9 protein-coding genes are annotated in these 12921 nt (G+C 72.8%); 2 read left to right on the top strand and 7 right to left on the bottom strand.

Annotated features, from left to right (window positions below):
- Positions 1-11: 11 nt before the first annotated feature.
- Positions 12-2090, bottom strand: coding sequence for a HelD family protein (locus SH922_RS22305; RefSeq protein WP_393059659.1), 2079 nt, complete (start codon positions 2088-2090; stop codon positions 12-14).
- A gap of 350 nt (positions 2091-2440) precedes the next feature.
- Between SH922_RS22305 and SH922_RS22310 the strand changes: the two genes are divergently transcribed.
- Positions 2441-2626 (top strand): hypothetical protein, encoded by a 186-nt coding sequence (locus SH922_RS22310; protein WP_393059660.1) that lies wholly within the window; start codon positions 2441-2443, stop codon positions 2624-2626.
- A gap of 26 nt (positions 2627-2652) precedes the next feature.
- On the opposite strand, the gene SH922_RS22315 is transcribed toward SH922_RS22310, so the two are convergent.
- Complete coding sequence (locus SH922_RS22315; RefSeq protein WP_393059661.1) at positions 2653-4296, bottom strand: DNA repair helicase XPB; 1644 nt, start codon at positions 4294-4296, stop codon at positions 2653-2655.
- Positions 4297-4829: 533 nt separating this feature from the next.
- Complete coding sequence (locus SH922_RS22320; RefSeq protein ID WP_393059662.1) at positions 4830-7280, bottom strand: helicase C-terminal domain-containing protein; 2451 nt, start codon at positions 7278-7280, stop codon at positions 4830-4832.
- Between the two features lie 75 nt (positions 7281-7355).
- Here SH922_RS22320 and SH922_RS22325 point away from each other — a divergent pair, with 75 nt between their 5' ends.
- Positions 7356-8432, top strand: a complete 1077-nt coding sequence (locus SH922_RS22325) for a hypothetical protein (RefSeq protein ID WP_393059663.1) — start codon at positions 7356-7358, stop codon at positions 8430-8432.
- A gap of 541 nt (positions 8433-8973) precedes the next feature.
- Here SH922_RS22325 and SH922_RS22330 read toward each other — a convergent pair.
- Genes SH922_RS22330 through SH922_RS22345 form a run of 4 tightly spaced genes read right to left on the bottom strand, consistent with a single transcriptional unit; the run spans position 8974 to position 12900 of the window.
- Positions 8974-9951: an ABC transporter substrate-binding protein gene (locus SH922_RS22330; RefSeq protein ID WP_393059664.1), complete on the bottom strand. Its 978-nt coding sequence runs from the start codon at positions 9949-9951 to the stop codon at positions 8974-8976.
- Positions 9952-9980: 29 nt separating this feature from the next.
- Positions 9981-10826 (bottom strand): ABC transporter ATP-binding protein, encoded by an 846-nt coding sequence (locus SH922_RS22335; RefSeq protein WP_393059665.1) that lies wholly within the window; start codon positions 10824-10826, stop codon positions 9981-9983.
- Complete coding sequence (locus SH922_RS22340; protein WP_393059666.1) at positions 10823-11893, bottom strand: FecCD family ABC transporter permease; 1071 nt, start codon at positions 11891-11893, stop codon at positions 10823-10825. The genes SH922_RS22335 and SH922_RS22340 overlap by 4 nt, the downstream gene beginning before the upstream one ends.
- Positions 11890-12900 carry a FecCD family ABC transporter permease gene (locus tag SH922_RS22345; protein WP_393059667.1) on the bottom strand — a complete coding sequence of 337 codons (1011 nt, stop codon included), beginning with the start codon at positions 12898-12900 and terminating at the stop codon, positions 11890-11892. The genes SH922_RS22340 and SH922_RS22345 overlap by 4 nt, the downstream gene beginning before the upstream one ends.
- Positions 12901-12921 lie beyond the last annotated feature (21 nt).

Raw genomic sequence — 12921 nt, forward strand, 5'->3', positions numbered from 1 at the left:
CACCCCCCGTTCTAGCCCAACTCCTGTGGCAACGGCGCCGCGTGAAGGACGATCAGCCCCGAAACCGCACGGGTCAGGGCGACGTACAGCCGGCGCAGCCCCGTCCGCTCGTCGGGCTCGCCGTCGACCACCGCGGCCGGTTCGTCCAGCACCACGTAGTCGTACTCCAGGCCCTTCGCCAGCGACGCCGGGACCAGCGTCAGCCGGGACTCCGCGGTCGTCTCCTGGCCGGGGGAGAGGTAGGCGTGACCTGCCGCCGTCAGCGCCTCGGCCAACGCGGGGATACGCGCGTCGGCGGCGATCAGACCGGTCGACCCCTCCTGCTCCAGCGACTCGTCACACGCCGCGACCACCGCCGCGTCCAGCGCGTCGGTGTCTGCGGCCCCCACCTCCCGGACCGACAGCGAGCCGGGCGACTCACGCACCGACTCCACCGCCGCGAGGCCGGGCGAGATCACGGGCAGCAGCCGGGAGGCGTACGCGATCACCTCGCGCGGCACACGGAAGCCCGCCGTCAGCTCCTCCACCACCGCGTCCGACTTCCCCAGGTGGTGCAGCGCCTGCTCCCAGCTCTGCGTCGACCACGGCGTCGTGCCCTGCGCCAGGTCGCCGAGGACGGTCGCCGACCCGGTCGAGCAGCGCCGGCCCACCGCCCGGTACTGCATGGGGGAGAGGTCCTGGGCCTCGTCGATCACCACGTGGCCGAGCGAATGCGTGCGCGCCACCAGATCGTTCGCCTCGTCGATCAGCACCGCGTCCGCCGCCGACCACTTCGCGGACTTCACACTGCGGGCCGGCTTCGTCCACAGGATCGTCTTCCGCTCGTCCTCGCTGAGCAGCCCGTCCGACTGCGCGGCCAGGAACTCCGGATCGGACAGCAGCCGCAGCACCAGCTTCGACGGGTCGACCGCGGGCCAGATCGCCTTCACCGCCGCCTTCACCGCCGGATTCCGCGCCACCGCGTTCTGCACCCGGTCGTCGGGCGCCTCGCCGGCCTCCTCCATCCGCACCAGCACGGCGTGCGCGATGCGCTGCGGCAGGGCCTCGTGCGCGGCCCCGTACCGCATGTCGCGGGCCAGCAGCTCCTTGACCATCTCCTCGATCTCGTACGCAGGCACCCGCCAGCGCCGGGACCCGCGCACCACCATCACCGGCTCCGTCGGCAGCGTCACGTGCGAACGGATCGCCCGCCTCAGGACCTCCGCCATCCGGGCGTCCCCCTTCACGACGGCGGCCCGCGCCTCGTCCGTGCCCCGGACCTCGACCTGTGCGGTCACCAGGTCGTCGACGGTCGCCTGCTTCACCTCCAGCTCACCGAGAGCCGGCAGCACCTGCTCGATGTAGTGCAGGAACGACTTGTTCGGCCCGATGACGAGCGTGCCGGTGCGGGCGAGGCGCTCCCGGTGCGCGTACAGCAGATACGCGACCCGGTGCAGGCCGACAGCGGTCTTCCCGGTGCCGGGACCGCCCTGCACGCACACGGTGCCGCCGAGCTCACTGCGGACGATCTCGTCCTGCTCGGGCTGGATCGTCGCGACGATGTCACGCATCGGACCGACACGGGGCCGCTCGATCTCCGCCTGGAGCAGCTTGCTGGTCTGCGCCGCCTCCGACGGGTCGGTGAGGTGTTCGTCCTCGTACGCGGTCAGCTCACCGCCGGTGTAGCCGAAGCGGCGCCGCTGACCGACGTCCAGGGGCTCGTTGCGGGAGGCCCGGTAGAACGGCTGCGAGACCGGCGCACGCCAGTCGATGACCATCGGATCGCCGTCGGCGTCGTGGACGTGGCGGCGCCCGATGTAGAACTGCTCGCCCTCCGCGCCCTCGGCCTGCGCCGCACCGACCACATGGAGGTAGTCCAGCCGCCCGAAGAAGAGCGGGGTGTGGGCGAGGTCGGCGAGCGACTTGATGCGGTCGGTGATCTGGGCCTGCAGCACTGCGGCGTTCACCCAGTTCGCCGTGACATCACGGATGTCGAGAGCCTGGGCGTCCTCGCGCATGGCGCGGAGCGCGGCGCGCGAGGCGGCGAGATGGGCGCGCTCATGGGCGAGGGGATCGGTGGTGGTGTCGCTTTCGTGTTCGTGCGCGGGCACGGTGTTGCCTCCGGCATTCAACGCAGGACGGCGGACCGCACCCCGCCCCGGTCACTGCGCGGGGGCGATGCGGTCCGCTCGGGGATCGATCACTGGCTGTCGGCCGGTTTCCGTCCGGTCGGCGGCGCTCCCCCGGCTGCCGGCGCGGGTCCTTGCGGACGGCCGGTACCACGGTGCGGGAGGCGGGCAGAGCGGCGATTGTAGCGACCGCCCGAGCCGGGCGCGAACGAATATCGGCACGCCTCCACCCCGTAGGGGACGGCATGCGACTACAGACGTAGCCGCGCCTCCGCGGGCTTCAGCCTCCGGGCCGACGCGGCGACGCACCCGTCCGGAGCACCATGGAAGACATGAGCACCGTCACCCTGAACCCGCGAAGGACCGGCCCCGCGCACGGCGCGACCGCGGCCACCGGTCAGCCCCACAACCACCGCACCGGAGAAGCCCTCCGCGCCGTCAAGGTCTTCGTACGGGCCGCGTTCGGCGTCGTCGTCCTCGGCGAGTACGCGGAGGAGGCGGGCGTCCGCCGGCACTGAGCGCGACGCCTCGCCCCCTCCGGCCCTCAGTTGTCCGTCAGCAGCTCGTCCGCGTCCACGATCCGGTACGCGTAGCCCTGCTCGGCCAGGAAACGCTGGCGGTGCGCCGCGAAGTCCTGGTCGATCGTGTCGCGGGCGACCACCGAGTAGAACCGGGCCTCGTGCCCGTCCGCCTTCGGCCGCAGCACCCGGCCCAGCCGCTGGGCCTCCTCCTGACGTGAGCCGAAGGTGCCCGACACCTGAATGGCGACGGTGGCCTCGGGCAGGTCGATCGAGAAGTTCGCCACCTTCGACACGACCAGCACGCTGATCTCGCCCTCGCGGAAGGCGCCGAACAGCTTCTCGCGCTGGGCGTTGCTCGTCTCGCCCTTGATCACCGGGGCGTTCAGGTGTTCACCCAGCTCGTCGAGCTGGTCGATGTACTGCCCGATGACCAGCGTCTGCTCGCCCTGGTGCTTGCGCACCAGAGCCTCGGTGACCTTCCGCTTCGTCGCGGTGGTCGCACAGAACCGGTACTTCTCCTCGGCCTCGGCGGTCGCGTACGCGAGCCGCTCGGAGTCCGTCAGGTTGACCCGCACCTCGACGCAGTCGGCGGGCGCGATGTAGCCCTGCGCCTCGATCTCCTTCCACGGTGCGTCGAACCGCTTCGGCCCGATCAGCGAGAAGACGTCCGACTCACGCCCGTCCTCGCGCACCAGTGTCGCGGTGAGGCCTAGCCGGCGGCGGGCCTGGAGATCGGCGGTGAACTTGAAGACGGGCGCGGGCAGCAGATGCACCTCGTCGTAGATCACGAGCCCCCAGTCGCGGGAGTCGAACAGCTCCAGGTGCGCGTAGACGCCCTTACGACGGGTCGTCAGCACCTGGTACGTGGCGATGGTGACCGGACGGATCTCCTTGCGCGTACCGCTGTACTCGCCGATCTCGTCCTCGGTCAGCGAGGTCCGCTTGACCAGCTCGTGCTTCCACTGCCGGGCCGAGACGGTGTTCGTGACCAGGATCAGCGTGGTCGCCTTGGCCTGCGCCATCGCGCCGGCCCCGACCAGCGTCTTGCCCGCGCCACAGGGCAGCACGACGACCCCGGACCCACCGTGCCAGAACCCCTCGACGGCCTGCTGCTGGTAGGGCCGCAGCGCCCAGCCGTTCTCGTCCAGCTCGATCGGGTGCGCCTCGCCGTCCACGTACCCGGCCAGGTCCTCGGCGGGCCAGCCCAGCTTCAGCAGCGTCTGCTTGACCTGCCCGCGCTCGGACGGGTGCACGGCCACGGTGTCCGGGTCGATCCGGGCCCCGACCAGGGGCTGGACCTTCTTCGACCGGAGGATCTCCTCGAGGACCGGCCGGTCCGTGGAGGTCAGCACCAGCCCGTGGACCGGGTGCTTGGAGAGGGTGAGGCGGCCGTACCGGTCCATCGTCTCGGCGATGTCGACGAGCAGCGCGTGCGGTACGGGGTAACGCGAGTACTTCACGAGCGCGTCGACGACCTGCTCGGCGTCGTGCCCCGCTGCGCGGGCGTTCCACAGGCCGAGGGGGGTCAGCCGGTAGGTGTGGATGTGCTCGGGCGCACGCTCCAGCTCCGCGAAGGGGGCGATCACACGACGGCAGGCGTCGGCCTGCTCGTGGTCGACTTCGAGGAGCAGCGTCTTGTCGCTCTGGACGATGAGGGGTCCGGTCACGCGCTTCGGCCCTTTCTACGGCGGGGTGGCCGTGTACCGGCCAAACGTCCAGTGTGCCGTATGTGGGGGCGGGGCGGTTCTGTGTGCCCCGGTCCGGGGCGCGGGGTTCCGTCCTCAATCGCCGGACGGGCTTGTTTGCGCGGGTGCTCCGCGGGGTTTGCCACGTCCGGTGGGTGGGGGTCCGGGGCCCCTCCGGGGCGTCTCCTCAAACGACGAACGTTCCGCGGGTACGCGGCGTGACCCGGGTATCTGTTCGTCGTCCTGCGGGGACTCCCCTGCACGGCCCCGGACCCGGCCGCCTTGTGTCTGCGGCAGTCGTATCGCCGGTGTGCAGACGCGGGCGAGGCCGGGTGGGGCCGTGCAGGGGAGTCCCCGCAGGAAATGGCGTACGACCCGGGTCCCCCGCGTCACCGGGTGCACACGCCATTTCTGAGGAGACGCCCCGGAGGGGCCCCACCCCCACCCGCGGGGCAAGCCGCACCCGAGCCCGTCCGGCGGCTGAGGACGATAACCCGCAGCCGCCCGCCCGAGGGCTACGTCTGGTCGTCCGCCAGTTCCGCCACGCCCGTGATCCGGTGGAGGGGATACGTGCGGACCTCGTCCGCCGTGTGGTCGTACGCCGTCACGTAGCCGCCCTCGACGCGGACCGGGGCGATCACCCGCTGGCTGGCCGCGCCCTCCGCGTTGACGTAGCCGATCCAGATCGCGGAGCCCGTCATCGCGGCGGCCTGGACGGTGACCAGGGTCTCGGCTGAGGTCGTACGCGGCAGGGTGCCCGCCGGAGCCGCGGGGCCGGTGTCCTTGTGGACGACCGTCGCGGCCGTGTCCCCGGCCCGGATCGCCCGGACGGCCGCGCCCAGCAGCGTGGGGTCGGGCACCGGAGGGCCCTCGGGTACCGGGACGGGAGCCGTGCGTGGCGGCGTGCGGCGGGCACCGGCGCGGGTGATCAGGACATCGCCGTCGGCGGACTCCGCGGCGGGCGCGTACCCCATCTCGCGCAGGCCGTCGAGGAGGGACGCCGGGTCGATCTGGGCGGCCAGGGCCGTCGGGGCGAGCCGGCGCAGCCGCAGGGTGGCGGAACGCTTGTCGGCGAGGATCTCGTTGAGGACGGCCTCGTCGTCGCAGCGGACGTACGAGGAGGCGGCGCCGATCCGCAGATGACCGTGGCGGCGGGCCACGTCGTCGATGAGGTAGCTGAGCGGCTGCGGCACCGGGGTGCGGCTGTGCGCGGCGAGGAAGGCGTGCAGGTCGGCGGCGGACTGCCCGGCGTCCAGGGCGCGGCGCACGGAGCCGGGCGTGAAGCGGTAGACCGTCGCGCCGCCCTTCGACTCGATGTCCGCGAGGGCGGCGAGCATGTCCGCGAGGGGGCGTTCCAGGGGGCCGGGGGCGACGGCTGTCAGGTCGGCCTGGAGCAGGACGTGGTCGAGGGGTTCCGGGATGAGCGGGGCGAGCCGGGCGGCGGCCTCGACGGGGCCGCCGGAGAGCAGGGCGCGGGTCTGCGAGGCGAGGGCGCCGCGGCCGGTGATGCCGAGGATCTCCGACTCGTTCAGCGTCCACAGGGCGATCCGGGACCGCAGATCGGTGGTGTCCCCGGCCGAGACGGAGGCGCCGCGCAGCGGGCGTTCCCAGCGGAGCCGGGCGAGCAGGGACTCCGGGTCCGGGGCGGTGCCGGGCGGCAGCGCGGCGAGCAGGGCCAGGACCCGGTGGCGGATCTCGGGCGCGGCGGACCGGTCCAGGTCGGGGCCGAGTGTGGACAGGGCGCGGCCCTTGGCGTCCTGGCCGCCGACCAGTCCCGAGGTGCGGGTGGCGGCGAGCCAGGCGGAGGCGAGCTCCACCCAGCGGTCCTGGGCGGACAGTTCCGTCCAGTCGTCGTATGCGGGGGTCGGTGCGTACCGTTCGTCCGCTTCGCCGTCGGAGGCCAGCAGCCCGGCCGCGTAGGCGAGTTCGATCCAGAACGCGGCGACGGGTTCCGAGACGTCCAGGGCGGCGGCGGTCTTCTTCAGCTCGCGGACGCTGAGGCCGCCGGCCCGCAGTATGGCGGGGCCGCCGCCGTTCCAGCTCTTCAGCAGCTCCTCGACGGTGGACACCGCGAGGAACGCCTGGCCCGCCGCCGCACTGTCCACACCCTGTGGATCGCGTTCGGCGACGGCCTCGACGGCGGGCGGCTGCGGTTCGGGCACGCGGTGGGCGCGCCCCGCGCGCAGATGCAGTGCGGCCTCGCGCGGCAGGACGACGGTGCGGGTCGACACGGGCAGCAGGAGCCCGCGGTCGCGCAGCCACTTCACGGGCGGGGTGGGGTTCGGGGTCACTTCGCCGTACGGCGGGCCCCAGACCAGCCGGTCCAGCACCGACAGCGCCTCCACCGGAGCGGTGTCGAGGAGTTCGCCCATCCGGGTGCGGTCGGTGAACAGCGCGGACAGGGCGCTCACCGCGGAGACCGGGTCATGGGTGGCGTGCAGCCCGGCCGCCGTCAGGATTTCCTGGAGCCGGCCCGGCGACATGCCGGCGGTGGCCTCGGCGACGGTCGGCCCGAGACCGGTGGGGGAGGGGTGCTGCGGGGACGGCGACAGCAGTTCGCGGGCGGTGCGCACCAGGCGCAGCCGGTCGTTCTCCCCCCAGACGAGGGCCTGTTCGCGCAGCGTGGCGAGGGCTCCGGGCAGCGCGGCCACGATCGCGGCGCCGGCGTCGTTCCGGTGCTCGCCGTCGTCCCGGCCGTCGCCGGTGAGCAGACCGAGCAGGATGTCGTACGGGGCGGGGTCGGGTGCGACCGCCAGCGCCTCGGCGGTCTGCAGGGCGAAGCGGTCGAGGTGTTCCAGGGCGCGGACGACGGAGGCACGGGTGCCGGCGCGCGTCGCGAGCTGGGTGATGTCGCCGGGCACGGGGGTGAGGAGATCCGGCCGGGCACGCAGCAGCCCGGCCAGTGACTCGTCGTCCCGGGCGCGCAGAGCCTCGGCGAGCGTCCGCGGTGGTGTGGTCATCCCCATCCGTCCCACGGTAGTCGCTCCGGACAGGCCCGAGGGCGCTACCGTCGGTGCAGGGCGGTAGAGGGGAACCATCGCGTGGGCATCGAGAGCGACCAGCTGGTCTATGACTACCTGAGCCGGGTCGGCGACCTGGCGCAGCAACAACAGCTGTCCTCGGGCGCCCGGATGAGGCTCGTTTCGGCGCTGCGGGGCGAGATCGACCGGCAGCGTGTGGCGCAGGCGGCGGACACGCCCGGGGCGGTGCGCCGCATCATCGGGAAGCTCGGCACCCCCGACGAACTGGTCGCGGCGGCGGCCTCGTCGGCCTCGTCGGCCTCGTCGGCCGAGGGGACTCCGCCGCTGCCGCAGGAGCCTGACCGGGGCGGCGCGCAGGGGGCGGGAATCCCGCGTCCCCGCCGGGCGAGGCTCCGGAAAGACAGTTCGCGCAAGGGCGCGTCGGAGGTGCGGGGAGAGGCTTCGCGGACGGCATCCTCCCCGCCGCACCGGGCGGGTTCGGACGAACTCGGGGCGTCCGGGGACGACACGGACTGGTGGAGCGTCGCCCCGGGTCGGTTCGGTGACGTCGGCGAGTTCGGCGCGGGGACCGATGTGCCGGGCTTCCGGGGCGGGGTGGAGATCCCGGCCGTGCTGAGGCCGCCGGTGCCGGATGACGACGAGGACGAGGACGACGGCGAGGACGACGCGTACGAGGACGCGGAGGAGTACGAGGAGGAGGCCGAGGAGGGGCGGGGCCGGCGGAGGTGGCTGCCGCGGCTGCGTCGGGGCCGCGACAGCGCCGAGGACGCCGCTCCCCGCGGCTTCTCGCACCCACTGCTCCTGCTGGCCGCCTTGCTGCTGGTGGCCGGTGCGGTGCTGGACACCCCGCAGGCGCTGCTTGCCCTGGCGGGCGGCTGGGGGCTCGCGTACGGCACGCGCAAACTGTCGCGGGCGCAGGCGAAGTGGGCGGTGATGGGGCTGCCAGGGGCGGTCGCGGTGGGCGCCCTCGTCTGGCTGTGGGGCCGGATGGACGGCCGATGGGGCGCGCCCATCGCGGAGGGGCAGATGGGGCCCGCGATCGGCGAGACGTGGCCGTGGGTGGTGCGGGGCGCGGCCGTGGCCTCCGCGCTCTACCTGGTGTGGCGTGCGCGGGGCCCTCGGCCGGGCGGGCGGTGAGGTCGCGGCGGTCCGGGGTGCGGGGCCCTTGGGCGGGCGGCTGCGTTGTTCACCCCGGTCCGGGGTGCGGGTTTTCGTCCTCAAGCGCCGGACGGGCTTGGGTGCGGCTTGCCCCGCGGCGTGCGCCTGCTTGGTGGGTGGGGGTGGGGCCCCTCCGGGGCGTCTCCTCAGAAATGGCGTGTGCACCCGGGTGACGCGGGGGACCCGGGTCGTACGCCATTTCCTGCGGGGACTCCCCTGCACGGCCCCACCCGGTCTCGCCCGCGTGTGCACGCCGGCTGTACTGCTGCCGCAGACGCGAGGCGGCCGGGTTCGGGGCCGTGAAGGGGAGTCCCCGCAGGACGACGAACAGATACCCGGGTCACGCCGCGTACCTGCGGAACGTTCGTCGTTTGAGGAGACGCCCCGGAGGGGCCCCGGACCCCCCACCACCGGGCCCCGCGGAGCACCCGCACGAACAAGCCCGTCGAGGGGGTCCCCCCATGCCCTTGAGGCTGTGGGGGAGATTGAGGACGGAACCCCGCGCCACAGAACCCCGTCGTCAGCCGGCCATCTTCGTCTGGAACTCGTCGAGGATCTGGCCCGCCGCCGTGTAGCCGATGCCGGCGATCCACAGGCGGTCGTCGACCTTGAAGACCTTGCCGTTCTTGGCGGCGGTCAGCCCCTTCCACAGGCCGCTCTTCATCGTCTTCGTCGTCCCCGCCTTGTCCGGGTCGCCGTACGTGGAGGTGAAGACGACGTCCGCGTCGGCGAGGTCGATCTTCTCGGGGGAGACGTCGTAGGAGAAGCCGTCCTTGGCCTTGTCGGTGATGGCGGGGCGGCCCATGCCGAGGTCGGCGAGGATCGAGCCGATGTAGTTCTGCTTGCCGTAGATGCGGATGTCGGCGCCCTCGACGAAGCGGACGAAGTTGACGTCCTTGGCCGCCGCCTTCTCCTTGCCGCCGATCGCCTCGGTCACCTTGGCGACATGGGCGTCGTACGCGGCGACGATCTTCTTCGCCTCGGCCTGCTTGCCGAGCGCCTCGGCGTGGACCTGGAAGTTCTCCTTCCAGGCGGTGCCGGTGGACTCCGTCATCACGGTGGGGGCGATGGCGCTGAGCTGCTCGTAACGGTCGCCGTCACGCACCTTGCTGGTGAGGATCAGGTCCGGCTTCAGGGAGGCGACGGTCTCCATGTTGGGGTTGGCGATCTCGCCGACCTCCGTGAGCTTCTTCGTCTTGTCCGCCGGCAGGTACGTGGGGAAGCCGTCCTCCGTCGCCGAGTGCGTCGCGCCGACGGGCTGCACGCCCAGGGTGAGGGCGGAGTCCAGCTCTCCCGTGTCGAGGACCACGACGCGCTTGGGTGCCACGGGGACCTTCACGTCGCCCATGGCCGTCTTGACGGTGTGGGTCGTGGCGGCGTCGGTCTTGGCGCTGCTGTCGGAGTCCGAGTCGGAGGAACCGCAGGCGGAGAGCGCGAGCACGCCGGTCAGGGCGAGGGCGCCGAGGGGGATGCCGCGACGGCGCAGGGCGGTGGACATGAAGTGCCTTTCGTGGGTGGTGGGCGGTGTCAGAAGGAAGGCGTGGGCTGCCAGGGCGCACCCGGTACGACGAGCGGCGATCCCGTCACCGGGTCCGGCACGATCACGGCTTCGAGGCCGAAGACCTCGCGCACGAGTGCGGCGGTGACGACGTCCTGCGGGTCGCCCTCGGCGACGATCCGGCCCGCCTTCATGGCGACCAGGTGGTCGGCGTAGCGGGCGGCCTGGTTCAGGTCGTGCAGCACCGTCACCACGGTCCGGCCGCGCGTGCCGTCGGCCGCCGGGGCGGCGAGCCGGCGCACCAGGTCGAGGACCTCCACCTGGTGGGCGATGTCGAGGTACGTGGTCGGTTCGTCGAGCAGCAGCAGATCGGTGTCCTGGGCCAGTGCCATCGCGATCCAGACGCGCTGGCGCTGACCACCGGAGAGCTCGTCCACCGACCGGGAGCCGAGCGCCGTGATGTCCGTGCGCTCCATGGCCTCGGTCACCGCCCGCTCGTCCTCCTGGGACCACTGCTGCCACCAGTGCTGGTGGGGCTGTCGGCCGCGGGCGACGAGGTCGGAGACGGTGATCGCCTCGGGGGCCACGGGGGTCTGCGGAAGCAGCCCGATCGACTGGGCGATCTTCTTCGTGGGGATCCTCGACAGCTCGGTGCCGTCCAGGAGCACCGCTCCGCCGCGCGGCTTGAGGAGCCGGCCGAGCGCGCGCAGCGTCGTCGACTTGCCGCAGGCGTTCGGCCCGACGATGACGGTCACCTTGCCGTCGGGGACGGCGAGGTCCAGCTCGTGGACGACGGTGCGGTCCTCGTACGCGAGAGTCAGCTCGCGCACCGTCAGCCGGCTGGTCGCGGCGTCCTGCTGCCGGGTCGTGGTCATGCGTTGCCTCCCGAGCGGCCACCGTGACCGCGGATGATCAGCCAGATCAGATACGGGGCGCCGACCGCCGCCGTCAGGACGCCCACCGGCAGTTCGGTGGGGGAGAAGAGTCTGCGGGCCAGCAGGTCCGCGAAGACGACGATCACCGCGCCGAGCAGGGCCGAGCAGAGCAGCGGGATCTGTGCGGTGCGGGTCATGCGGCGGGCGATCTGCGGGGCGAGCAGCGCCACGAAGTCGACAGGCCCGGCCGTGCCCGTGGCCACGGAGGCCAGGATCACGCCGAGGGCGACGAGCCCCAGCCGTACCCGCCCCAGCCGTACCCCGAGCGCGGTCGCCGTGTCGTCGTCCATGGAGACGCTGCGCTGGGCGCGTGCCGCCCACAGGACGGCGGGCAGCAGGATCAGCAGGGTCCAGCCGATGGGCGCGGCCTCGTCGTAGCCGCGGCCGTTGAGCGACCCGGTCATCCAGATCTGCGCCTGCTGGGCGACGAGGTAGTCGCCCTTGGTCAGGAACAGTGTGGTGACCGAGCGCAGCGCGATCGCGAAGCCGATGCCGATGAGGACGAAGCGGGTGGCGTGCAGCCCGCCGCGCCACGCGAAGGCGTAGACGAGCGCCGCGGCCGCGACCCCGCCGATCACCGACAGATAGGGCAGCACGGTGTACGAGGTGATGCCGAACGTCATCGCGCCGACCGTGAGCGCGCTCGCGCCCTGGCTGATGCCGATGATGTCGGGGCTGGCGAGAGGGTTGCGGGCCACGGTCTGGATCAGCGCACCGGCGATCCCGAACGCGAGGCCGACGAGCAGCCCGACCACCATGCGCGGCAGCCGCAGCGTGCCGACGACGAGTTCGTCGGCGGACGGCCGGCCCAGGAGCACGTTCATGACCTCGGACGGTGCGACGAAGCTCTCGCCGACGCAGAGGTAAGCGACACAGACGACGGCCAGCAGCGCGACGAGTGAGGCGGCGACGACGGAGGCCCGGCGGTGCAGCAGGAACCGTCCGCGCGCCCCTATGCGTACGAGGCTGTACCCGGCGGGCCGCACGGCGGCCGTCGGGGCGCTCATGCGGGCACCGCCTTCCGGCGCACCAGCGTGACCAGGAACGGCACCCCGATCAGGGCCGTCATGACCCCGGCGGGCACCTCGCTCGGCGGGAAGACGATCCGGCCGATGACATCGGAGACGAGCAGCATCACGGGTCCGATCAGGGCGGCCATCGGCAGGACCCAGCGGTGGTCGCTGCCGACGACGGCGCGGGCGATGTGCGGTACGGCGAGACCGATGAACGCGATCGGACCGGCGGCGGCGACCCCGGCCCCGGTGAGCACGGTCGCGCCGATACCGCCGACGATCCGTACGGTCGCGATCTTCTGCCCCAGCCCCTTCGCCATGTCCTCGCCGAGCGCGAGCGCGTCGAGGCCGCGGGCGACGCAGAGCACGAGAACCGTGCCCAACAGCAGGAACGGCCAGATCTGCTGGGCCACGTCGGCCTCGCGGCCGGCGATCGAGCCGACCTGCCAGAACCGGAACTCGTCCAGCGCGGACGCCTTCGTGGTCAGCACGGCCATGGTCACGGAGACCAGCAGCGCGTTGATCGCGGCGCCGCCGAGCGCGAGCTTCACCGGGGTGGCGCCACCGCGCCCGCTGGACGCGATGGCGTACACGGCGACGGAGGCGATGGCCGCCCCGGCGAAGGCGAACCAGACGTACCCGGTGAGTGTGTGGATCCCGGCGTACGCGATGGCGAGCACCACACCGACGGAGGCGCCCTGGCTGATGCCGAGGATGCCGGGGTCGGCGATGGGGTTACGGGTGATGCCCTGGAGCACCGTGCCCGCGAGCGCGAGCGAGGCGCCGACCATGAGGCCGATCAGGGTGCGGGGCACCCGCATGTTCCGGATGACCTCGGCGGCGTCGGAGTGCCCGCCGTGGAGCAGGGCGTCGATCACCTCGGACGGGGGTATGGAGCGCGCCCCGACGGCGAGGCTGAGCACTATGGAGATCAGCAGCGCCGCGACGGCCGCCGCCGTCGCGAGAGCGCGTCTGGAACGGCGTGGTGCGGCGGCTGGCATCGGACCCCATCGACAAGCGAG

The organism is Streptomyces sp. LN549, assembly GCF_043203805.1.
Lineage (GTDB): Bacteria > Actinomycetota > Actinomycetes > Streptomycetales > Streptomycetaceae > Streptomyces.

Coding starts and splice junctions, on each gene's coding strand:
- SH922_RS22310 (WP_393059660.1), top strand. CDS start 2,441: ATGAGCACCGTCACCCTGAACCCGCGAAGGACCGGCCCCGCGCACGGC.
- SH922_RS22320 (WP_393059662.1), bottom strand. CDS start 7,280: ATGGGGATGACCACACCACCGCGGACGCTCGCCGAGGCTCTGCGCGCC.
- SH922_RS22330 (WP_393059664.1), bottom strand. CDS start 9,951: ATGTCCACCGCCCTGCGCCGTCGCGGCATCCCCCTCGGCGCCCTCGCC.
- SH922_RS22335 (WP_393059665.1), bottom strand. CDS start 10,826: ATGACCACGACCCGGCAGCAGGACGCCGCGACCAGCCGGCTGACGGTG.
- SH922_RS22340 (WP_393059666.1), bottom strand. CDS start 11,893: ATGAGCGCCCCGACGGCCGCCGTGCGGCCCGCCGGGTACAGCCTCGTA.
- SH922_RS22345 (WP_393059667.1), bottom strand. CDS start 12,900: ATGCCAGCCGCCGCACCACGCCGTTCCAGACGCGCTCTCGCGACGGCG.